The sequence below is a fragment of the Faecalibacter bovis genome, assembly GCF_017948305.1.
GTDB lineage: Bacteria > Bacteroidota > Bacteroidia > Flavobacteriales > Weeksellaceae > Empedobacter > Empedobacter bovis.
Genome location: NZ_CP072842.1, coordinates 665,730 through 688,681, shown reverse-complemented (window position 1 = coordinate 688,681; position 22,952 = coordinate 665,730). Strand labels below are relative to the sequence as shown.

The window sequence follows — 22,952 nt, the reverse complement described above, 5'->3', positions numbered from 1 at the left end:
GGTTTTGAAGAAGATTTGAAAAACAATTTAAGTTTTAAAGACAAAATTTATTCTAAAATATACAAAACGAATCCTGAAAATTATCTAACTAATTAATTTAAAATAACATGAAATACATTTTTACTATTTTATTATTTATTTTAACTCATAAATCATACGCACAATTAGATAATGTACATTATTTACAGCCAATGACTTCATTGAATACTGGAGGTATAACGCAAGAATTTTTATATTTATCTACACCATCAACAGATTTAATTACAGTTAAAATTACTTTTCCTGATGAAATTACGTCACCAAGAATTGCAGTTGGTAATGCATTAGGCCAAAATGAAACTGTAATTACCAACGGTACAGTAACTTTATCAAATACGAGTCCTATTAGAATTAGATTTTTAACTTCAACAGGAACTACTGCACATACACCTTTAAAAGGAAACTCACCTATAACGCCATCTAGAGCTTATGTAAATCGTGTAATTAAATCAAATGAAAATATTGGTTTAGTTTTAAAATCAGAACATAGATTTTATGCTAATTACAGAGGTAGATCTACAAATCAAGCGGGATCGATGCTTTCTAAAGGACAAGCAGCATTAGGAAAACAATTTTTTTGGTTAGGATTACCTACAGAAGTTACTCCAGGTAGTAGTACAGTAAGTAATACATCTATTAATAAAGTGTTATCAATAATGGCAACTGAAGATAATACAACTGTAACTCTATCAGGTTATGATAACGGATTACAATTCTTAACATATACTTCAGTCACTACATTAGGAACAACACATACAATAAACTTGAATAAAGGCGAATCTTACATTTATGTGGTTCCAGTTGATACATCAGCTAGGAGAGATATGGTTATTTAGGTTCAGAAATTAAATCTGATAAAAATATTGTCGTTACTATCGCTCAATTGATGCAGCAAGGAGTTGAAGCGGGGAACAGAGATATATCTTTTGATCAAATTATTCCAACAAATCAGATAGGGAATTTATACGTTGCAATGCAAGGAAATGGATCCAATGCAAATGAAAGAGTAATCATTGTTGCTACTGAAGATGGAACAGAAGTAAAAATAAATGGATCGTTAGTTTCTCTTCCTGTTAATGGGGCTTCAGGAGCGGCTAAAGTTAATGTTTTGAATAAAGGTGATTATGCAATTGTAGCAGGTAGTAATTATGGTTCAACTAAATTCATGCGTATAGAAACTACTAAAAATGCGTATGTAACTCAAAAGTTATATGGAGGAGGAGTTACAACAAGTAATTTTATGTTATTACCGCCTTTGACATGTAACGGACAAACAATAATAGATAATATTCCGAATGCATTACGCATTGGTACTACAAACTATGGTTCAAATTCACGTTTGTATTTACTGACTAGAACTATTATGATTAATAGTACTAAAGTTTATGTAAGTGGAACTCAATTATCACCAATAGCAGCTAGAACCTATACAGTTGCTCCAGATTGGACAATGTTGGTTTATAATTTATCTCACGGAAATGTTAAAGTGGAATCTAATGGTACAATTCAAGGACAAATTTTAGGAGTTAATAATGATGTAGGATATGGAAACTATTTTGCAGGTTTTGGAATTGCACCACCGATGAATGTTGAAGTCGATTTTAAGCGTTTTGATAATGTTTGTACTGGAGATACAGGTTCATCTTTATTAAAGCCGATTGCAATGAATTTTACGGGTACAATAGAATGGTTTAGAAACGATGTTCTTATTGAAAATGCACATAATAGTACATATAAAATTCCAGATGATGATACAGAACCTGCAGAATATAGAATGGTATTGACTATGCCCGACGGTTGTTCTTATTATACGGAAACAATTAAAACGGTAAAATGTCCATGCTCAAAAAAACCAAATAATAATGTTGGTGTATTATATCCAGGTATTGTAGGGGTTTCAACTACCGATAATGTTGATAAAATTTGGCCTAATAATGTAAATAATGCATTTATAAGTTTAAAATCAAACGATAAAGGATTAGTAATTACAAGAATTCCTGATCCAGAAACTTCTATAATAAGCCCGATAGAGGGAATGATTGTTTATGATACAGATGATAATTGTTATAAATTATTTGATGGTTCTGTGTGGAAATGTTTAAGAAAAAAATGTTATGATTATGACAATTAAAAGACTATTAATTACATTAATTATTTTACTAAATTTTTCAACTATTTGTTTATCTCAAGTAGTAATAGGAAAAAATACAATAGGTGCTAGTGTATTATTAGATTTTGCAGAGAATACGACTAATGGTCTTGTCTTACCTCATATTAATGATATTCATTTAATAACAGATGCAACGGTAGGAACTGTGGTTTTTGACAAAATAACAAAAAAAGCACACTATTATGATGGTGTGCAATGGATAGCAATTAATAAAGAGGAAGGAACATTACCCTTAATAGCTGCAGAAAAAGAACAAGGAGGCGATCAAGGAGTAATAATAGGTAGTGAAGAAAGTACTGCAAAAGGAGTACTTATTCTAGAATCTTCAGATAAAGCGATGGTTCTGCCAAAAATCTATGATCCTGCTAAAAATGTTCCGTCTCCATATCCAGGTATGATTTGTTACGATACAAGAGGTAAACATGTTTATATTTTTAATGGGCTTAGATGGGAAATAGTAGGCTAATTTTAAAATAAAAACTATAAATAATATCAAAAGCATGATTCAGAATAATCATGCTTTTTATTTATCTTAAATTGTGATATTGTATACTTTTAATTCAGTTTATACAATTAAGTTGCAATTATTAAATTCGAATTGGTAAATTTGCTAAAATTTTAAAGTAATGTGTGATAAACATCTTCATGACGAAATAGGAGACGACCACATGTCAGCTAACTTAGAGACACCTTTAAGAGATGATGCATTTGAGTTGTCAGCAGAAGAAAAAGTAGCAATGATTGAAGCGGATTTCCGTCATATTATGGAAACTTTAGGTTTAGATTTAACAGATGATAGTTTGAAAGGAACTCCAAAACGAGTAGCGAAAATGTTCGTGAAAGAAATTTTTGGTGGATTATTACCTGAACGTAAACCAGGAATGTCAACTTTCGAAAATAAATATAACTATAACGAAATGTTGGTTGAAAAGGATATCGTAGTTTATTCAACTTGCGAACACCATTTTTTACCAATCGTTGGACGAGCTCATGTTGGTTACATTTCTAAAGGAAAAGTAATCGGTTTATCTAAAATGAACCGTATTGTAGAATATTATGCAAAAAGACCACAAGTACAAGAACGTTTAACAATGCAAATTGTTAAAGCTATGCAAGATGCATTAGGTACTGATGATGTTGCATGTATTATTGATGCAAAACACTTATGTGTAAATTCTCGTGGTATTAAAGATATCGAATCAAGTACGGTAACTGCAGAATACGGAGGTGCATTTAAAGATAATGAGCAATTAAGAAAAGAATTCATCGCTTACATTGGGATGAAAACTACTTTCAACGTTTAAGAAAATAATTCCTATAAAATGGTAAAAGAAAATCAATTAAAATTACATAATTCCTTAACTGGACAAAAAGAAACATTCGAACCTATTAATTTAGATAATGTAGGGATGTATGTTTGTGGTCCTACCGTGTACAGCAATGTTCACTTAGGAAATGTGCGTACATTTATGTCTTTTGATATGATTTACCGTTACCTAAAATTTTTAGGTTACAAAGTTCGTTACGTTCGTAATATTACTGATGCCGGACATTTAACTGATGATGGAAATGTAGAAAATGATCGTTTTGTAAAACAATCTAAATTGGAGAAGTTAGAACCAATGGAAATCGTACAAAAATACACGGTTGATTTTCATAAAGTTTTAGAAAAATTCAATTTATTACCTCCAACGATAGAGCCAACAGCAACAGGTCATATTCTAGAACAAATTACTTTAACTGAAAAATTAATAAACTTAGGATTAGCTTATGAAGTTAACGGGTCTGTTTATTTTGATGTTGAAGCATACAATAAAAAAGGACTTAACTACGGAGAATTAAGTAACCGCAACATTGAGGAATTAATCAATAATACGAGAGATTTAGATGGGCAAGGCGAAAAGAAAAATCCAGTAGATTTTGCACTTTGGAAAAACGCATCACCAGCTCATATTATGCGTTGGTCTTCACCTTGGGGTGAAGGGTTTCCAGGTTGGCATTTAGAGTGTACTGTAATGAGTACAAAATATTTAGGCGATTTCTTTGATATTCACGGTGGTGGTATGGATCTTAAATTCCCTCATCACGAATGTGAGATTGCTCAAGCAAAAGGATGTAATGGTCACGAACCAGTTAAATATTGGATGCATGCCAATATGCTAACGATGAATGGTCAGCGAATGAGTAAATCGACAGGGAATTATATTTTACCAATGCAATTAGTAAATGGTGAAAATGATTTTTTCGAAAAGCCATTCCATCCAAGTGTTGTACGTTTTTGTTTCTTACAAGCGCATTATCGTAGCGTGTTAGATATTTCAAATGATGCCATGTTGGCTTCTGAAAAAGGGTATAACCGATTAATGGAAGCAATCAAAACATTAGATGGATTAACAACAAGCGCTACATCTTCAGTTAATATTCAAGATTGGGTAAATAAGTTATACGCTGCAATGGATGATGACTTCAATACACCAATTTTAATCGCTCATTTATTTGACGGTGTGAAGATGATTAACTCAATAAAAGATGGATCAGAAACTATTACAGCTTCAGATTTAGAACTTGTTGAAACTACAATTAAAGGTTTTGTTTTCGAAGTATTAGGATTACAAGCCGCTGAAGAAGCAAATGCAAATACCGAAAAATTAGATGGTGTAATCAAAATGTTAATCGATATGAGATTACAGGCTCGTGCGGATAAAAATTGGGCATTATCTGACCAAATACGTGATCAGTTAGCCGAACTTGGTATACAATTGAAGGATGGGAAAGACGGAACAACTTATACGTTCTGAAACGAATATAAATCACTAGTAATTAATTAAAAGCGCCTTTAAAAGGCGCTTTTTTATTTTTTTTGTTAAAATTTTAAGATTAAATACCTGTTTTTTAACCTTTCGTTTGTTGTTTTCGTTAATTTATTCCATATTTGTTATAATTAGCACTAAAAAATTAACAAATGAGGAAAAGTATTACGTCTTTAGGCGTATTATCGTTATTCTTAATGGGTGGACTTGCGTATGCGCAAGTTTCTGGAGTTGTAAAAGACTCTAGCGGTTTACCATTAGAAGAAGCTGAAGTGGTTTTAGACAGAACAGGAGCTTCAGTATTAACAGATGCAAATGGAGCTTTCACTATTGATGCCAATATTGGAGATACGTTAAGAATCATTGATATCAATGGAGAAGAACGTACAATTAAAGTAGCTTCAAACAAAATTGGAGATATAAAATTAGCACCTTCTAGAGCGGATGAAATTAGTTTATCTACTGTAAACTTAGTAGGTGGTGTTAAAATGGATGCTTCTCAGAAAGTTGGAGCTTATGATATTATCAAAAAAGAAGATTTTGAGTTAGCACCAACAGCTTCTATCGATGAGGTATTAAATGGTCGTGTTGCTGGTTTAGTATTCTCTACAAACTCTGGAGATCCAGGTTCAACAAATATTATTACAATTCGTGGGGTTGGTTCTATCATCGGAACAACTAATCCATTATATGTTATTGATGGTGTAGTAGTAGGTAAAGGTTCTGATAATGCTGGTTTAATGGAATCATGGAATCCATTAGCATCGATCGATCCAAATATGATCGAAGATGTTACGGTATTAAAAGATGCTTCTGCAACTGCATTATACGGTGCTCGTGGAGCGAATGGTGTAATCGTAATTAAAACTAAAAAAGGTAAATACGGATCTAAAACTAGATTCAATGTATCTACTGATATGGCAATTCAGGACATTGCTTTTGATGAGCAAAACTGGATGAATGCTAATCAATACATCCAATGGGGTGGTTTAGCTTACTTCAATACTGGAAATTATGCGAGTAGAGATGCAGCTGAACAAGCTTTCAGAACATACCTTAATTACGACGGTGTAACTGATACAGATTGGCAAGGTGCTGTAATGAGAAACACAGCTTCTGTAAGAACATATAATTTCTCTGCAGCTGGAGGTAGTGAAAATACTTCTTTCCGTGTTGGAGGTTCTTACTATGAAAATAAACCTTTAGTTTTAAATTCTAACTTTGAGCGTTTAAGTGTTAATTCAGCTTTAGAGCACAAAATTGAAGATAAATTCAATTTTGGAATGAATTTAAATTTCACGAATGTTGAAAGAACTTCAGTAAATGATGGTGGTGCTTTCCGTAACCCTTGGTTACAATCTTGGGCTATTTCACCTACTAGACCAATTTACAACGAAGATGGTTCATACAATCAATTAGGTTTAGGGCCTGGTAACGATAATTTCAACCCAGTTGCTTTACAAAACACAGATTTTTTAGAAGGAACAATTCAAACGTATTTAGGATCTGTTCATGGAGAATGGCAATTTGCTAAAGATTTCTATTTATATACTTTATTTGGAGCACAGTATCAAAGTCTTTCAGAGAAAAACTACTGGGGACCAGATATGGGTGATGGTATGAATATTGGTGGTTATGTAAACAAAGCAAATACTGGAGTATTTGACTGGAACTGGCAAAACTCTATTTCTTACCGTAAATTAATCAAAGATGTGCATGATGTACAAGTTTGGGCTGGTGTTGAATACCAAGAACACAAATACACTGGAAATAGTGCGTATGTAACTGAATTAACTGAACCTAGACCATATTTATCTTATGGAACTGTTCGTAATTATACAGGAGACACTTTCTTTAAATGGACTCAGATATCATATTTTTCTCGTGCAAACTATACATTCAATAACAAAATAACGCTTTCTGCTCAGTTAAGAAGAGATTCAAATTCTACATTAGGAATTAATGATAAATCTGGAGTTTTCTGGTCAGTTGGTGCAAACTACAATATCTTAAAAGAGTCTTTCTCTCCAAAATTCTTAACTACTTTCACTATTAGAGCTAACTACGGTGAAATTGGTAATATTCCTTATGCTGATAACTGGGGTGATCAATATAGATCTCATTCAGTTTCAGGTATTGCAATGTATGGAGACAGTACACCTGCCGAAACAATTGGTACAGCTGGAGATCCAGATTTAAAATGGGAGGTATCTAAACAATGGAATGTTGGTACTGATTTAGGTATTTTAGATAATAAATTAGTTTTAGGAGTAGATGTTTACCACAAAAGAACTGTAGATGCTATTTACTCAGGACAAATTGCTCCACAAAATGGAGCACCAGGATCATATTTAACTAATATTGGAAAAATCTCTAACAAAGGGGTTGAGATGACTTTAAATGCTCGTCCAATTAATAAAGATTTCAGATGGAATGTTTATGGTAACTTTGCTTACAACAAGAATACTTTAGAGGCTTTAACTGAAGATCCAAATCAAATTATGGTGAGTTCTGGTAATGGAATTAGAGCTTTAGGTGTAGGTCACGAAATTGGTGAATACTATACTTATTCTTGGGCAGGTGTAGATCGTGAGACTGGAGCTGGATTATATTATACAGATGCTTCTCACACAACAACTACAACTGATAAAGGACAAGCAGAGCGTGTTTGGCAAGGTGTTTCTCCTTTCCCAAAATATACTGCTGGTTTAAAGAATGAATTCTCTTACAAAGGTTTCTCTTTAAGTGTATTCTTCACAGGGCAATTTGAGTATGCGGTTCATAACATGTGGCAAAATTATGTGTTAGGTGATGGTTCTTCTGTAAACTACAACCAAACAACAGATGCGTTATATGATTCTTGGACTCCAGATAATAGAGATGCTAAAAACCCAATTCAGATTGCAGGTAATACTTCTCAATCGCAATTATTATCTTCTCGTTGGATGAGAGATGGTGATCATATCCGTTTAAAAGAAGCTAAAATTGCTTATTCTTTCGGTGATAAATTTAAACAACAAACAGGTATTCATAATTTAACAATTTATGCAAAAGGAGTTAACTTATGGTTATACACATTTGATGAGGATTTAACTTTTGACCCAGAATCTAATTCAAACGATTACGGTGGATGGGCTGGTAAAGGTCTTTATGATTATACTTCACCAATTATGAAGTCGATTTCATTAGGTATTTCAATAGATTTCTAATTGTCGATTAAAATTATTATTATGAAAGGAAAGAATTTATTTAAAATAGCCTTATTGGCATTAGTTCCATTATTTTTTTCGTGTGACGAAGAGAGATTAGAAGAGTATCCAGTAATCGGAGATATCTTTGATGTGAATAACGGGATGAGAAATGAAGAGCAAATGGAGCGTTTCGTTATCGGTTCGTATTTAGGACTTGCTTCAGGAACAAACTTTGGTGCAAATATGTTGATCTATGGAGATGTTATTTCTGATAACATTTTCGTATCAACAACTAATGATGGATATTTCTTAACTGAAAATTCATTATCATGGATTGGTGATACAAGTTTTGGACAATATTCAGCTTTATACACAGTAATTCAACGTGCTAATTTCGTTATTCTCGATACAAATTTAGAGGAAACAGAAAATGTAAAAAAACTTAAAGGTGAAGCTAAAATCTTAAGAGGTTTGGCATACTTTTATTTGGCACAATTATTTTCGCCAAATCCAACTTCAGGAGTTAATCAAGAGTATGGTGTTCCATTAAAATTAGAATTATATAATCCTAATCATAAAATTGGTCGTTCTACAGTTGCTGAAGTTTATGCACAAATTGTAAAAGATTTGGAAGAAGGTACGGTAGAGATGGGAAATTTAGACAGGGGTTCTAAAACATATTTATCTCCAACAGCAGGTAAATTTATCTTATCTAAAGTATTATTAACAAGAGGTGCTGCAGGAGATTACGAAAGAGCGGCTTCATTAGCAAATGAAGTTTTAACATCTTCTCCATCTAATTACTCAAGAATTGAATCAGCTAATCTATACGATTACTTTACATCAACTGATGTAACGAAATCGGAAGAGCAAAATGAAACAATTTGGGAAGTTGAACAAACTCAGGTTAATAACTTAGGTGTAAACTCACATTTAGGAGCATTTTACTCAAATACAGGAGCACACAGAAGTTTATTAGCAAGACAATCTTTCTACAATACTTTTGAAACAAGTGATGTGAGGAGAGCTTTATTTAACACTTCAGGAACGCCAGCATCTGATGAACCTAAAGGAGTTTGGTTAAGAAAATGGCCTCGTAATACTGCACAAGGAAATTATACAATGAACGTAAAAGTTTTCCGTATGACAGAAGCATTATTCGTACAAATGGAAGCATTAGCTAAAGCAGGTCAAAATGCACAAGCGGTTGCTTTATTAAACGATTTCGTAGCTTCTAGAGGAAGTGCAATTACTTACAATGAAGGTAACGTTTTAGATGGAATCTTAACTGAGAAGAAAAAAGAATTCATCGGAGAAGGACATAGATTCTTTGACTTAAAACGTAATAACTTACCAATTAACAAAGGTACAAACTGTGGTGGTACACGTTGTGATGTGGATGCGAATGATAGAATTTTCGTATTACCTATTCCAAGAACAGAAAGAGATATTGTTCCAGATATGACACAATACCCAGGTTGGTAATCAATATTCAAAAAATTATATAATTTTTAACCCACTCCATGCGAGTGGGTTTTTTGTTCTCTCAGATTTTAGATTACTTTTGTATCGTTATAACAATTTTATGAAGAAGTATTTTTTCATTACATTATTCGGAATCAGTTTTTATTCATTTGCCCAAGTAAATGATTCATTAGTTGAATCCCGAACAGTGAAACCTTTAAAAGGAAATTCAACAAACGATTCAATTCAGATTTTCAAAACCAAAATAGATGATTATAAATTTTGGACAGAAAATTCGAAACAATCAATTGTTGATACAACTTTGTCTATCAAAAATTTTTACAATCAAAATTTCATTAAACAAGATTTATTCGGTAAAATGATGTTTCCGAATGTTGGATCTGTGGTAATGGATTTAGAAATGCAAGATAAACTTTTTGTTATTTCAATGCTTCCTTTCGGGAAAAAGTACAATTACTATGGTGTAAACGATGTACGTTATTTTGATGTAAAAACTCCTTATACAGAATTTATTTACGAAGCTGGTGTAAAAGAAGGAAGCTTTTTGTCGACGACTTTTTCGCATAATTTAAATTCTAGATTCAATTATACTTTACATTATCGTGGGTTAAATTCCGAAGGTAGATTTAGAAATGAAGGGAATAAGAACAATAGTTTTGTTTTTTCATCAAACTATAAATCGAAAAATGAACGATTAAAAATTCAAGGTCATTTTGCTTCTCAAAAATTTGACAACCAAGAAAATGGTGGTGTAAAAGATATTTACGATTTCATTTATCAGGACGATCGTCGTTTAACAAACGTTAGAAACATCGAAATGAACATGAGAAATTCACGTTCTGAATTTGATTCTCGTCGCGTAAGTATAACAGGAGTTTATGGTATTTTAAATCGAATCAACGCTTCAGACTCGTCTGTTTATCATCCAATTCAATTAAAAAACTCGTTGGTATATGAAAAACAAAAAATGCGTTTTGAACAAGGTGTTACAGAATTTTATACTTCTCCAGTAATTGGTAACGATACGCGTGATAAAAAATATACTACGAATTTTAGTAACATCACCACAGCAGGATTTCAATGGACAAATCGTTTAAAAGCGGAAGCCGGAATCAAATTTCAAAATGTAAAAATTGGTGTAGATGACGTCTTAATTAATACGAATCCAGAAATTCAATTTAATCCTATTCGAAAAGATTGGACTGAGAATTTATTCGGAGCTGTGGCTAATATTGATTTTGATTGGAACGAAAAATTACGTCTTCGTGCAAATGGTGAATTGTTACAAGGAAGTAATTACGATGGTTTATACCATATAGATGCGGCTTTGGATATACAACCTATTAATGGTTATACTTTAACGGCTGGTATTTTGGCACAATCAAATATTCCATCTCTTAATTTACTGTACAACCAAAGTTATTTTGCAGATTTTAATTATTTTAATCAATTTGATAAAGAAAATACACAAAAAATCTACGGAATTTTAGACTTAGATAAATTAAACACAACCATAGAAGCTGCTGCATATAATATAGATAATTACGTTTATACAAATGCAGAATTTTTACCAACACAATTGAATGATAACATCAATTATTTTAAACTAAAATTAACGAATCATTTAACGTTTGCTAAAAATTTCAATTTAGTTTCTACGATTCAATATCAAAATGTAACGAAGAATAAAGAGGTAATGCCGTTACCAGATTTAATTTTGCGTGAAACATTCTATTGGCAAGGTAAAGTTTTTGATGGAAAAGGCGAGTTACAAGCTGGTCTTAATGCATATTATTTTACTGGATATAACGCGTTTCAATATTTTCCTGTAACAGGAGAAATGATGATGCAAAACGGAGATCAAATTCAAGAGATTGGTGATTTTCCAATTATAGATGCATTCATTAACTTCAAAGTTCAGAATATGCGATTCTATATCCGAGGTGAACATTTAAACTCGATGTTCTCTAAAGAACCTAAATATTTTTCTGCTCCAGGTGTACCTTACCGAGCATTCAAAATTCAATTAGGTTTAAAGTGGAATATCTTTACATAATATAACAAAAACGACTTCTGATGATGTCGTTTTTTTTGTCTTGTTTTTTATAAATTGAAATAGTCATTCTGAACTTGTTTCAGAATTACATCACATTTATAAGTTAACGAGAAACAGTAAAACAGCTTAATATAAAAGATATTGAAGTAGAATATTTTGATTAGTTTTATAAAAACAATCTTCATGAAACGAATTTTATTCCTATTCACAATAATTTCATCCTCAGCTTTTGCACAAGAGTTGAAAATAGAACAAGCACAAAAGATTTTCGAATTACCTACGCATTGCATCACGATAGAATATCCGAACAAATTAGGTAATGTTTTAGGAAGTGATGCGGATCTAAAAACACCAAAGCAATTACGTCCTATTTTCTACGGATGCTTCGATTGGCATTCTTCGGTACACGGATTTTGGTCGATAGTTAAGTTGATGAAAGATTTTCCGGAATTGGATAAAAATGACGAAGTAAGAAAACAATTAAATGCATTAATCACTACTGAAAATGTTGCCATAGAAAAAGCATTTTTCGAAGATAAAAATAACCGAAATTTCGAACGTACTTATGGATGGGCTTGGTTGCTTCAATTGCAAATGGAGTTGAATAATTGGCAGGATGCAGACGCACAACAATGGGCTAAAAATCTTCAACCTTTAAGTGATTTGATTGTCGAAAAGTACAATGGATATTTACCTAAATTAGTTTATCCTGTGCGTACAGGTACACACGATAACACTGCTTTTGGGTTGAGTTTAGCTATTGATTATGCACGTTCGGTTAATGATAAAGCTTTTGAACAAGTGATTATCGAGAATGCGAATCGTTTATATTTAAAAGATAAAGGATGTAATCTTGGTTTTGAGCCAAGTGGATCTGATTTTCTTTCGGCTTGTTTAGAAGAAGCTTTACTAATGTCGAAAATTACACCAACCAAAGAATATAAAACGTGGTTAAAAGCATTTTTACCACAGTTGTTTGATAGAAAACATGAATTAAAACCAGGAATTGTTTCTGATCGTACGGATGGACAATTGGTGCATTTGGATGGGTTAAATTTTAGTCGTGCAACCGCTTTGTATCAAATTGCACATAAATTACCAGAATTAAATTATTTAAACACTTGGGCTGATCATCATTTTAATTATTCGTTCAATAACATTTCAAATGATGATTACATGGGAAGTCACTGGCTAGGTACTTTTGCTTTATATGCCCTAAAAACGAAACAAGAATTAAAATAGAAATAATGTTTATAGATCAAAACGGAAATTATAAATTGAAAGTGGCTTTCGATTATGATGATACTTTAACAGATGAAGTTTTATTTCTGTTAGCACAGCGAATGATTAGAAAAGGACATGATGTTTGGATTTTGACGGTGCGTACAAGTAACGAACAATATTTGGAACACTGTAAACGAATGAATATTGAACCTAAATTAGAAGGTCGAAATGCTGATTTAATTGCTGATGCTACAACTTTAGGAATTGCAGATAAAATTATTTATACCGATAGTGAAGATAAATTAGAATTTTATCAAGAGCATCAATTTGATATGCTTTTTGATGATGATGCAGATTGGCACACGAATCCGATTTGTGAAGCTGGAGGTATTGGAATTCACATATAAAAATAAAAAACCATCTCAATTGAGATGGTTTTTATTTTAAATATTATTAAGTAATTGAGGAATAAATTCTTCTTCAATTTCTTTAAAAGTTGCTTCGATATCAATTAAATTATCTTGTGTAACTAATTTCGTACGATAAGGTTTAAAATTAGGAATACCTTTGAAATAGTTCGTGTAATGCATACGAGTTTCTAAAATTCCTGTGCGTTCACCTTTCCATTCAACAGCCCATAAAAGATGGTTTTTAGCAGCTTCCATACGTTCGTAAATGGTAGGTTCTGGTAACAATTCTCCCGTTTCACGGTAATGTTTAATCTGATTAAAAATCCAAGGATAACCAATAGCAGCGCGTCCAATCATCACACCATCAACACCGTATTTTTCCTTGTATTCTACAGCTTTTTGTGGCGAATCAATATCTCCATTTCCAAAAATTGGAATCTCAATATTTGGATTTGCTTTTACTCTTGCAATGTGCGACCAATCCGAATGTCCTTTGTACATCTGTGCACGAGTACGACCGTGAATTGCCAAGGCTTTGATTCCTGTATCTTGTAAACGTTGTGCAACTTCATCTATATTAATAGAATCATGATCCCAACCTAAACGAGTTTTAACTGTAACTGGTAAATGTGTACTTTCAACTACTGATTTTGTTAATTTAACCATCAAATCAATATCTTTTAATACGCCAGCACCAGCACCTTTACAAACTACTTTCTTTACAGGACAACCAAAATTAATATCTACTAAATCAGGTTCGACAGTTTCCACAATTTTAGCAGACATCGCCATTGCTTCTTCATCACCACCAAAAATCTGAATACCAATTGGTCTTTCATAATCAAAAATATCCAACTTCATACGACTCTTAATCGCGTCACGAATTAATCCTTCAGACGAGATAAACTCAGTATACATCAAATCTGCGCCATGTTCCTTACATAAACGACGGAATGGCGGATCACTTACATCCTCCATCGGAGCAAGTAACAAAGGGAAGTCTGGTAACTCTATGTTTCCTATCTTTACCACTAGAAATAATTTTTTGCAAAATTACGTAATAATTATGAAACAAGAGCCTAAGACAAAAAACGTGAATAATTTCTTGAAATTTTCTGGAATGGGAATTCAAATGGCGTTAACGATTGCTATCTTTGCCGGAATTGGATATTGGTTAGATGGAAAAATGGAAACCAAACAACCTTATTGGACAGCCGCAATGTCGTTAGTAGGTGTTTTTGGAGGAATATTTTCAGTCATTCGCCAATTACCAAAAGAGTAGATTATGGGGAAAGAATTTATAAAACTAACATTAATATATATAGCGTTAGTAATTATTGTAGGTGTAATTCATTTTGGAGTTGTATCAGCTATGAACTTGAGCGAAAATCCGCCAATAGTGTACAAAATCTATATTATTTTAGGATTAATTACGTTTATGATTTTACAATTAGGATTCTTTGTAAAAGTTAAAAGTCCTGATTTTGTAGGGTTCACTTTCATGGGTGGAATGGTAGCTAAAATGGGTATCGTATTAGCACTTATTGTTGTGAATGAGCAAATTAAATCAAATGTTTTACATTTGGTATTGGCATATTTTGTAATTTTGCTCATCGAAGTTTTAGTGTTTCTACGATTAATTAAACTTGAGTTAAAAAAGTTTTAATGATTTTTAGCATTACGCTTTGGTAAGTGGTTAATTTACTATAATTTTGCACGCAATTTAGATACAAAGGAATTATACATGAAATTTTCAGCGTTATTAACGTTTTTAATGTTATTCACATTCGGATTCGCAAATGCGGCTTCTACTGTGACTGATGCTAAGACGTTCAGTGAATTAGTACAGAAAGAAAAACAAGCGAAAGCAGAGGAAATGGCTCAAGTGAAAGCTGGTGACAAAACTTTCAATCCTGTACCAACAATTATGCACCACATTGGTGATGCACATGAGTGGCACTTATGGGGAGAAGGAGACAACAGTGTTTCTATTCCATTACCAATTATTTTATGGGATGATAACGGATTAAATGTTTTCATGTCATCTAAATTCCACCACGGAGAGGATATCGTAGAAAGCAACGGGAATCACTATGTTTTATACCACGAAAAAGTGTACAAGACAGATGCAAACGGTGCAATTTCTTTCGATGAGGCTGGGTATTTAGCAAATGAGAAACCATTAGATTTCTCTATTACAAAGAATGTAGCATCGATGTTATTATCTTTTGTAATCTTAATTTTAGTATTCTCTACTGTAGCTTCTAACTACAAAAAAGGTGATTTAGTTCCTAAAGGAATCGCTGGTTTCTTAGAGCCAGTTATTATCTTTATTCGTGACGAAGTTGCAATTCCAAATATTGGAGAGAAAAAGTATGCTAAATATATGCCTTACTTATTAACGTTATTTTTCTTCATTTGGGTTAATAACTTATTAGGTTTATTACCAGGTGCAGCAAACGTTACAGGTAATATTGCAGTAACATTTGTTTTAGCTTTAATTGCATTAATTGTAATTAATGTATCAGGAAACAAAGAATACTGGGGGCACATGTTATGGATGCCTGGTGTACCAGTACCAGTGAAAATCTTATTAGCTCCTATCGAGTTAATCGGTATTGTGACTAAACCATTCGCCTTAATGGTACGTTTATTTGCTAATATTACAGCAGGTCACATCATTATCTTATCATTAATTTCGTTAATCTTTATCTTCCAAACAGAATTTATGGCAGGTGGTTCTTTACCATTAGCATTATTTATCTACTGTTTAGAGTTATTAGTAGCGGTATTACAAGCATTCGTATTTACAATGTTAGTAGCATTATTCATCGGAACTGCAACAGCAGAACACGAACACCACGATGCACACTAAGAAGTAGAATACAAGAAGGACAAAAAAGTAAAAAAATAATTTTTTAATATATCTAAATCATATTATTATGGCAATTTCAGGAAGTATTGCAGCTTTAGGAGCTGGATTAGCAGTATTAGGAGTAGGTTTCGGAATCGGTAAAATCGGTTCTTCAGCTATGGAAGGTATCGCTCGTCAGCCAGAAGCAGCTTCAAAAATTCAAACAGCTATGATTATCGCTGCAGCCTTAATCGAGGGTGCTGGTTTATTCGGAATCGTAGTTGCGTTATTAGGTAACGGATAAGAATTGAAAGGAATTTAGCTTCTGTAACGGTTGGTTATAGAAGCTAATTCTTATTAAAAAATTAAAGTAAAAATTAAACATATCAAATAAAACATACAATGGATTTAATAACTCCTTCGGTTGGTCTGATTTTTTGGACAGCGATTGTTTTTATCATCTTATTAGTAATCTTAAGATCTGTAGCTTGGAAACCAATCTTATCTGCAGTTACTGAAAGAGAAAAATCTATCGAAGATGCTTTAAATGCAGCTAAGAAAGCAGAAGAAAAATTAGTAGCATTAAATGCAGAAAACGAAAGATTAATCAAAGAAGCTAAAATTGAGCGTGATGCGATTTTAAAAGAAGCTCGTGAAATGAAAGATAAAATCGTTAACGAAGCAAAATCTACTGCTCAAGTTGAAGCTGACCGTTTAATCGAATCTGCTAAAACAGCAATTTCTAACGAAAAAGCAGCTGCGATGGCTGATATCAAAAACCAAGTTGGTCAATTATCAATCGAAATTGCAGAGAAAATTTTATCTAAAGAATTAGCTGACAAACCAGCTCAAGAAGCTTTAGTAAATCAAGTTATTGATCAAGTTAAATTCAACTAATCATGGCAGGATTCAGAGCAGCAAATAGATATGCTAAAGGTTTGATGCAATACGCTTTAGAGGCGAATCAAACTGACCTTGTCTATGCTGAGATGAATGAAGTGATTAACATTATTAATAAAAGTGATGATTTAAAAGTTTTTTTAAACTCACCTATTTTAGATGTTAAAGTGAAAGAAACAACATTAGCACAAATTTTTGCTAGTTTCTCTCCAACTTCTCAAAAATTCATTTCATTAGTTGTAAAACAAGGAAGAGAAAACATTTTATCAAAAATCGCTGAACAATTTATCACGATTTATGATATTATGAATAATATTGTAACAGCAGAAATTACTTCAGCTGTTGAGTTGGATCAACCAACAATTGACAAAATTGTAGCTAAAGCGAAAGAAGGTTTAGATGCAAATGCACAAGTGAAAGTTGTGAATAAAATTGATGCTTCTTTAATCGGAGGTTTCGTTTTAAAAGTAGGTAATACTCAAATCGATTCATCAATTAAATCAAGATTAACTTCACTTAAAAAAGAATTTTTAAATAAAGATTACATTCCTAAATATTAAATATTTCAAAGATGCCAGAAATAAATCCAGCTGAAGTTTCAGCTATTTTAAAACAACAACTTTCTAGCTTCGATTCAGCAGTTGAATTAGCAGAAGTAGGAACCGTTCTAAGTGTTGGGGATGGTATTGCTCGCGTTTATGGGTTAGATAATGCTCAATATGGTGAGTTAGTAGAGTTCTCTAATGGTTTAGAGGGAATGGTACAAAACTTAGAAGAAGATAACGTAGGTATTGTACTTTTCGGAACGTCTACAGGAATCAAAGAAGGTGATACTGTAAAACGTACTAATAAAATTGCTTCGATCAATGTTGGTGAAGGAATGTTAGGACGTGTAGTAGATATGTTAGGAAATCCTATCGATGGTAAAGGTCCAATCGAAGGTCAATTATATGAAATGCCAATCGAGCGTAAAGCTCCAGGGGTTATCTACCGTCAACCAGTAAGCGAGCCGTTACAAACAGGTATCGTTTCTATTGATGCGATGATTCCAGTTGGTCGTGGTCAACGTGAGTTAATCATTGGTGACCGTCAAACAGGTAAAACTTCTGTTGCGTTAGATGCAATTTTAAATCAAAAAGAATTCTACGATAGAGGGGAACCAGTTTACTGTATTTATGTTGCTGTTGGACAAAAAGGTTCTACAGTTGCAGGAATTATGAAAACATTACAAGATCACGGTGCTGATAAATACACAGTAGTAGTTGCTGCAAATGCATCAGATCCAGCTCCAATGCAAGTTTATGCTCCTATGTCAGGTGCAGCTATTGGTGAGTTCTTCCGTGACTCTGGTCGTCCAGCTTTAATTGTTTATGATGATTTATCTAAACAAGCGGTAGCTTACCGTGAGGTGTCGTTATTATTACGTCGTCCTCCAGGACGTGAGGCTTACCCTGGTGACGTTTTCTACTTACACTCTCGTTTATTAGAGCGTGCAGCTAAAATCATCTCTGATGATACAATTGCATCTCAAATGAATGATTTACCAGAATCAATGAAAGGTATCGTGAAAGGTGGTGGTTCATTAACTGCTTTACCAATTATCGAAACTCAAGCAGGTGACGTTTCTGCATATATCCCAACAAACGTAATTTCGATTACGGATGGTCAGATCTTCTTAGAGTCAGATTTATTCAACTCAGGAGTTCGTCCAGCGATTAACGTAGGTATCTCTGTATCTCGTGTTGGTGGTTCTGCACAAACAAAACCAATGAAAAAAGTATCTGGTACTTTAAAATTAGATCAAGCTCAATACCGTGAGTTAGAAGCGTTCGCGAAATTCTCTTCAGACTTAGATGCAGCTACTATGGCAGTTATCGGTAAAGGGGTTCGTAACGTTGAAATTTTAAAGCAAGGAGTTAACTCTCCAATGCCAGTAGAAGAGCAAGTTGCTGTTATCTTTGCAGGTACAAACGGATTATTGAAAAATGTTCCTACTGATAAAGTTAAAGAATGGCAAGTTGATTTCGTTGAGTTATTGAGAAACAAATACGCTGAAACTTTAGAAGCTATCCGTAAAGGGAAATGGGATGATGCTATCATCGCTACATTAAACCAAGTGGTAGCTGATACTACAGCTAAATATTAATAATATCTATATAAACTAGGAGCTTCGGTTCCTAGTTTATACTATATAATCCTTCAACTTATAAAGTTATATGGCAAATTTAAAAGAAATCCGTAGTAGAATTACTTCTGTAGGTTCAACAATGCAAATTACAAGTGCTATGAAAATGGTATCTGCTGCTAAATTGAATCGTGCACAAGAGTCTATTGTTCAACTACGTCCATATGCAAATAAATTACGTGACTTATTACAAAATGTAAGTGCTACTTTAGATGCTGGTGTAGGTGGAGCTTTAACAGAACAACGTGAGATTAATAATGTACTTTTAGTAGCTATTAACTCTAACCGTGGTTTATGTGGAGGATATAATTCTAGTATTATTAAGAAAGTTAACGCTTTATTAGAAGGTGAATTAGCAGGTAAAAATGTTGAGTTAGTAACGATTGGTAAAAAAGTTTACGAGTCATTCAAAAAAACTCAAACAATTGCTTCTAATGAATCTGCTTTATGGGATAACTTAAATTTTGCAGATGTTGCAAAAATCGCTGACGAATTAGTAGCTCAATTCAAGGTAGGTAAATATGATCAAATTCGTATCGTATACAACCAATTTCAAAATGCAGCTGTTCAAATCGTTCAAGATGAGCAATTCTTACCTGTAGTTTTAGAACAAGGGGAAGAAGAAAATGCAGCGGAATTAGATTACATTTTCACTCCTTCGAAAGAAGAGATTTTAAATGATTTAATCCCTCAAACATTAAAAACGCAATTATACAAAGCTGTTTTAGATGCGAACGCTTCTGAACACGGTGCACGTATGACGGCAATGCACAAAGCAACTGATAATGCAAGCGAGTTACAAAGAGCATTGAAAATTCAATACAACAAAGCTCGTCAAGCTGCTATTACAAACGAGATCTTAGAAATCGTTGGTGGTGCAGAAGCATTAAATGCATAAGATTAGAATATTATATTCAACATACAATCAAGCAATCTCAATTAGAGGTTGCTTTTTTTGTGTTTGATTGTTAACATGATTAAATAAAAAAGTCCTGAACAACGTTCAGGACTTTCTAATATATAACTACTAGTTTCTAGTATCTAATTAATTCATTTGGAATAATGGACGATCAGCCATAAAATCGTTTACTTTACCAGCAACTTCATCCATGATTTCTTCATTTCCGATATTCATTAATACTTCGTCAATTAAATCTGCAATTGTTAGCATATCGCTTTCAACTAATCCACGAGTCGTTACAGCAGCAGTTCCTAAACGGATACCAGAAGTTACGAAAGGTGATTTATCATCGAAAGGAACCATATTCTTGTTACAAGTAATTTCAGCTTCTACTAATGCGTTTTCAGCTTGTTTACCAGAAATACCTTTATTACGTAAATCAATCAACATACAGTGGTTGTCTGTACCTCCAGAAACGATATCGTAACCTTTAGCAACTAACGCAGCAGCTAATGCTTTTGCATTTTTAACAACTTGTAAAATGTATTCCATATAACCATCAGATAAAGCCTCTTCGAAAGCAACAGCTTTTGCTCCAATCACGTGCTCTAATGGTCCACCTTGTGTTCCTGGGAAAACAGCAGCGTTTAAGATTTGAGACATCATTTTTACTTCACCTTTTGGAGTTTTGTGTCCCCAAGGATTTTCAAAATCTTTCCCCATCAAAATAACTCCACCACGAGGTCCACGTAACGTTTTGTGTGTAGTTGTTGTTACAATGTGACAGTGAGGCATTGGATCATTTAAAATTCCACGAGCGATTAAACCAGCAGGGTGAGAAACGTCAGCTAATAATAAAGCACCAACTTCGTCAGCAACTTCACGGAATTTTGCGTAATCAATATCACGAGAATAAGCAGAAGCGCCACAAATAATTAATTGAGGTTTTTCAGCACGAGCAGTTTCAGCCATTGCTTCGTAATCAATACGACCAGTTTCTTTATCTACACCGTAGAAAGATGTTTGGTAAGTCATACCTGAGAAGTTTACTGGAGAACCGTGAGTTAAGTGACCACCGTGCGATAAGTCAAATCCTAAGATTTTATCTCCAGGTTTTAAACAAGCTAAATAAACAGCAGCGTTTGCTTGAGAACCAGAGTGTGGTTGTACGTTTGCATATTCTGCATTAAATAAAGCTTTGATTCTTTCAATTGCAATAGTTTCGATTTGATCTACAACTTCACAACCTCCGTAATATCTTTTTCCTGGGTAACCCTCAGCGTATTTATTTGTTAAAACAGAACCCATCGCACGCATTACATTTTCTGATACAAAGTTTTCAGATGCGATTAATTCAATTCCGTTTAATTGTCTTTCTTTTTCGTCTTCAATTAAGTCGAAGATAATGTCTTGAGCCATTTTAATTTGTTTGTAAAATTATATGTTCAAATATAAGGTTTTATGATTGATTTTCTAAATCATTCATTTAGCCAGCGGATAAAAATATCCACTAACTTTTCAACATTTTTATTTCATTGTTTCACTTGATGGAAATAAAGTATTTTTACAATATGAAAAATCCTATTTACTGCATTGGTTTAATGTCCGGAACTTCGTTAGACGGATTAGATATTTGTTACGTTCGATTTGATTCTGATACTTCGTTTGAAATTTTGCAAACCGAAGGAATCGTTTATTCTTCAGTAATGAAAAATCAATTGAAAAATGCGTATCAAATGTCGGCTATGCAATTGTGCGAATTGGATGTTCAGTTTGGTTATTATTTAGGCGAGCAAGTCAAATTGTTTGTAGATAAACATCAAATTGAACATTTGGATTTTGTCGCATCACATGGACAAACTATTTTTCATCAACCCAATAAAAATTTTACGTTACAAATCGGAAATGGAGCTGCAATTTCTTCCAAATGTCAGCAACGTGTAATTTGTGATTTCCGAACGCAAGACGTTATCTTAGGTGGGCAAGGTGCGCCTTTGGTTCCGATAGGTGATGAATTATTATTTAATCAATACGATGCGTGTCTAAATTTGGGTGGATTTTCTAATATTTCAATGAATCGTGATGGAAAACGAATTGCATTTGATGTTTGTCCGATTAATATTGTTTTAAATTTTTATGCGAATCAATTGGGATTGGATTATGATAAAAATGGAGAAAATGCTTCGAAAGGAAAAGTAAACCAAAGATTAGTTGAAGAATTAAATCAATTGAATTTCTATCTTCAATCTTATCCTAAATCATTAGGTTTTGAATGGGTAGAAACAGAGTTTTTAACAATTGTTGAAAAGTATGATATTTCTATTGAAGATAAGCTGATTAGCTGTGTTGATCACATGGTTTATCAATTAAAATTGGTGTTCGATAATTACGATATCAACAAGGTGTTAATAACTGGTGGAGGCGTTAGAAATGAATTCTTAATCAGTTTATTAAAACAAAAATCAAGTACCGAATTAATTATTCCTAATGATGATTTAATCGATTTTAAAGAAGCTTTGATTTTTGCATTTTTAGGATACAAAAGATTTTTAAATCAGGTTAACTGTTTAACATCTGTAACTGGTGCAATAAAAGATCATTCTTCAGGAATTATTTATGAAGCAATCTAATCCTTAAATGACAGTTAATATTTAGGACTTCTAAAGCTAACTTTTTGGGAAAGAAATTTTATGTTCATTATATTTACCCAAATTACAATTTAAAATA

21 protein-coding genes are annotated in these 22,952 nt (G+C 33.0%); 19 read left to right on the top strand and 2 right to left on the bottom strand.

The annotated features are described in order from the left end of the window. Positions 1–107: 107 nt before the first annotated feature. From J9309_RS13585 to J9309_RS03305, 10 genes are all read left to right on the top strand, one after another. On the top strand, positions 108–875 hold the full coding sequence (locus J9309_RS13585) for an IgGFc-binding protein (protein WP_262897277.1): 768 nt from the start codon (positions 108–110) through the stop codon (positions 873–875). 50 nt (positions 876–925) lie between these two features. Next, positions 926–2,170: an IgGFc-binding protein gene (locus J9309_RS03345; RefSeq protein WP_262897276.1), complete on the top strand. Its 1,245-nt coding sequence runs from the start codon at positions 926–928 to the stop codon at positions 2,168–2,170. Further along, a complete protein-coding gene (locus J9309_RS03340) occupies positions 2,160–2,675 on the top strand; it encodes a hypothetical protein (protein ID WP_230477030.1) in 516 nt (171 codons plus the stop codon). Before J9309_RS03345 ends, J9309_RS03340 begins: the two co-directional genes overlap by 11 nt. 160 nt (positions 2,676–2,835) lie before the next feature. Continuing rightward, a complete protein-coding gene (folE, locus tag J9309_RS03335) occupies positions 2,836–3,513 on the top strand; it encodes a GTP cyclohydrolase I FolE (protein ID WP_121934753.1) in 678 nt (225 codons plus the stop codon). An 18-nt stretch (positions 3,514–3,531) separates the two neighbouring features. Continuing rightward, a complete protein-coding gene (gene cysS, locus J9309_RS03330) occupies positions 3,532–5,007 on the top strand; it encodes a cysteine--tRNA ligase (RefSeq protein WP_230477028.1) in 1,476 nt (491 codons plus the stop codon). Between the two features lie 164 nt (positions 5,008–5,171). Then, on the top strand, positions 5,172–8,228 hold the full coding sequence (locus J9309_RS03325) for a SusC/RagA family TonB-linked outer membrane protein (protein ID WP_230477026.1): 3,057 nt from the start codon (positions 5,172–5,174) through the stop codon (positions 8,226–8,228). A gap of 21 nt (positions 8,229–8,249) precedes the next feature. Then, on the top strand, positions 8,250–9,695 hold the full coding sequence (locus tag J9309_RS03320; protein ID WP_230477019.1) for a RagB/SusD family nutrient uptake outer membrane protein: 1,446 nt from the start codon (positions 8,250–8,252) through the stop codon (positions 9,693–9,695). A 100-nt stretch (positions 9,696–9,795) separates the two neighbouring features. Then, complete coding sequence (locus J9309_RS03315; RefSeq protein WP_230477018.1) at positions 9,796–11,751, top strand: putative porin; 1,956 nt, start codon at positions 9,796–9,798, stop codon at positions 11,749–11,751. A 183-nt stretch (positions 11,752–11,934) separates the two neighbouring features. Further along, on the top strand, positions 11,935–12,993 hold the full coding sequence (locus J9309_RS03310) for a DUF2891 domain-containing protein (RefSeq protein ID WP_230477016.1): 1,059 nt from the start codon (positions 11,935–11,937) through the stop codon (positions 12,991–12,993). Positions 12,994–12,998: 5 nt separating this feature from the next. Beyond that, entirely contained in the window at positions 12,999–13,382 is a 384-nt protein-coding gene (locus J9309_RS03305; protein WP_230477014.1) for a hypothetical protein, read from the top strand. Positions 13,383–13,418: 36 nt separating this feature from the next. Here the strand turns inward: J9309_RS03305 and dusB are convergent, their stop codons facing one another. Continuing rightward, on the bottom strand, positions 13,419–14,417 hold the full coding sequence (dusB, locus tag J9309_RS03300; RefSeq protein ID WP_230477013.1) for a tRNA dihydrouridine synthase DusB: 999 nt from the start codon (positions 14,415–14,417) through the stop codon (positions 13,419–13,421). A 34-nt stretch (positions 14,418–14,451) separates the two neighbouring features. Between dusB and J9309_RS03295 the strand changes: the two genes are divergently transcribed. The 8 genes from J9309_RS03295 to atpG all read left to right on the top strand — a co-directional run bounded on the left by J9309_RS03295 (position 14,452) and on the right by atpG (position 20,222). Then, entirely contained in the window at positions 14,452–14,667 is a 216-nt protein-coding gene (locus J9309_RS03295) for an AtpZ/AtpI family protein (protein WP_230477012.1), read from the top strand. 3 nt (positions 14,668–14,670) lie between these two features. Continuing rightward, a complete protein-coding gene (locus J9309_RS03290) occupies positions 14,671–15,051 on the top strand; it encodes a hypothetical protein (RefSeq protein WP_230477011.1) in 381 nt (126 codons plus the stop codon). A 78-nt stretch (positions 15,052–15,129) separates the two neighbouring features. Then, positions 15,130–16,260 carry a F0F1 ATP synthase subunit A gene (atpB, locus tag J9309_RS03285; protein WP_230477010.1) on the top strand — a complete coding sequence of 377 codons (1,131 nt, stop codon included), beginning with the start codon at positions 15,130–15,132 and terminating at the stop codon, positions 16,258–16,260. A gap of 73 nt (positions 16,261–16,333) precedes the next feature. Next, entirely contained in the window at positions 16,334–16,543 is a 210-nt protein-coding gene (gene atpE, locus J9309_RS03280) for an ATP synthase F0 subunit C (protein WP_121934815.1), read from the top strand. 98 nt (positions 16,544–16,641) lie between these two features. Then, positions 16,642–17,136 carry a F0F1 ATP synthase subunit B gene (locus J9309_RS03275; RefSeq protein WP_230477009.1) on the top strand — a complete coding sequence of 165 codons (495 nt, stop codon included), beginning with the start codon at positions 16,642–16,644 and terminating at the stop codon, positions 17,134–17,136. Between the two features lie 2 nt (positions 17,137–17,138). After that, on the top strand, positions 17,139–17,699 hold the full coding sequence (atpH, locus tag J9309_RS03270) for an ATP synthase F1 subunit delta (protein ID WP_230477008.1): 561 nt from the start codon (positions 17,139–17,141) through the stop codon (positions 17,697–17,699). 11 nt (positions 17,700–17,710) lie between these two features. Beyond that, entirely contained in the window at positions 17,711–19,285 is a 1,575-nt protein-coding gene (atpA, locus tag J9309_RS03265) for a F0F1 ATP synthase subunit alpha (protein ID WP_230477007.1), read from the top strand. A 70-nt stretch (positions 19,286–19,355) separates the two neighbouring features. Beyond that, positions 19,356–20,222 carry an ATP synthase F1 subunit gamma gene (atpG, locus tag J9309_RS03260; RefSeq protein WP_230477006.1) on the top strand — a complete coding sequence of 289 codons (867 nt, stop codon included), beginning with the start codon at positions 19,356–19,358 and terminating at the stop codon, positions 20,220–20,222. 147 nt (positions 20,223–20,369) lie between these two features. Here the strand turns inward: atpG and glyA are convergent, their stop codons facing one another. Continuing rightward, positions 20,370–21,644 (bottom strand): serine hydroxymethyltransferase, encoded by a 1,275-nt coding sequence (gene glyA, locus J9309_RS03255; protein WP_230477005.1) that lies wholly within the window; start codon positions 21,642–21,644, stop codon positions 20,370–20,372. Between the two features lie 152 nt (positions 21,645–21,796). Between glyA and J9309_RS03250 the strand changes: the two genes are divergently transcribed. Continuing rightward, positions 21,797–22,855, top strand: a complete 1,059-nt coding sequence (locus tag J9309_RS03250) for an anhydro-N-acetylmuramic acid kinase (protein WP_230477004.1) — start codon at positions 21,797–21,799, stop codon at positions 22,853–22,855. Positions 22,856–22,952 lie beyond the last annotated feature (97 nt).

Excerpts from the sequence above, each read along its gene's own strand:
- J9309_RS13585 (WP_262897277.1), top strand. The coding sequence starts at position 108 with ATGAAATACATTTTTACTATTTTATTATTTATTTTAACTCATAAATCA.
- folE (WP_121934753.1), top strand. The coding sequence starts at position 2,836 with ATGTGTGATAAACATCTTCATGACGAAATAGGAGACGACCACATGTCA.
- J9309_RS03325 (WP_230477026.1), top strand. The coding sequence starts at position 5,172 with ATGAGGAAAAGTATTACGTCTTTAGGCGTATTATCGTTATTCTTAATG.
- J9309_RS03305 (WP_230477014.1), top strand. The coding sequence starts at position 12,999 with ATGTTTATAGATCAAAACGGAAATTATAAATTGAAAGTGGCTTTCGAT.
- cysS (WP_230477028.1), top strand. The coding sequence starts at position 3,532 with ATGGTAAAAGAAAATCAATTAAAATTACATAATTCCTTAACTGGACAA.
- atpB (WP_230477010.1), top strand. The coding sequence starts at position 15,130 with ATGAAATTTTCAGCGTTATTAACGTTTTTAATGTTATTCACATTCGGA.
- J9309_RS03275 (WP_230477009.1), top strand. The coding sequence starts at position 16,642 with ATGGATTTAATAACTCCTTCGGTTGGTCTGATTTTTTGGACAGCGATT.
- glyA (WP_230477005.1), bottom strand. The coding sequence starts at position 21,644 with ATGGCTCAAGACATTATCTTCGACTTAATTGAAGACGAAAAAGAAAGA.
- J9309_RS03320 (WP_230477019.1), top strand. The coding sequence starts at position 8,250 with ATGAAAGGAAAGAATTTATTTAAAATAGCCTTATTGGCATTAGTTCCA.
- J9309_RS03315 (WP_230477018.1), top strand. The coding sequence starts at position 9,796 with ATGAAGAAGTATTTTTTCATTACATTATTCGGAATCAGTTTTTATTCA.
- J9309_RS03290 (WP_230477011.1), top strand. The coding sequence starts at position 14,671 with ATGGGGAAAGAATTTATAAAACTAACATTAATATATATAGCGTTAGTA.
- J9309_RS03345 (WP_262897276.1), top strand. The coding sequence starts at position 926 with ATGCAGCAAGGAGTTGAAGCGGGGAACAGAGATATATCTTTTGATCAA.
- atpH (WP_230477008.1), top strand. The coding sequence starts at position 17,139 with ATGGCAGGATTCAGAGCAGCAAATAGATATGCTAAAGGTTTGATGCAA.
- J9309_RS03295 (WP_230477012.1), top strand. The coding sequence starts at position 14,452 with ATGAAACAAGAGCCTAAGACAAAAAACGTGAATAATTTCTTGAAATTT.
- atpG (WP_230477006.1), top strand. The coding sequence starts at position 19,356 with ATGGCAAATTTAAAAGAAATCCGTAGTAGAATTACTTCTGTAGGTTCA.
- J9309_RS03310 (WP_230477016.1), top strand. The coding sequence starts at position 11,935 with ATGAAACGAATTTTATTCCTATTCACAATAATTTCATCCTCAGCTTTT.
- J9309_RS03250 (WP_230477004.1), top strand. The coding sequence starts at position 21,797 with ATGAAAAATCCTATTTACTGCATTGGTTTAATGTCCGGAACTTCGTTA.
- atpA (WP_230477007.1), top strand. The coding sequence starts at position 17,711 with ATGCCAGAAATAAATCCAGCTGAAGTTTCAGCTATTTTAAAACAACAA.
- J9309_RS03340 (WP_230477030.1), top strand. The coding sequence starts at position 2,160 with ATGACAATTAAAAGACTATTAATTACATTAATTATTTTACTAAATTTT.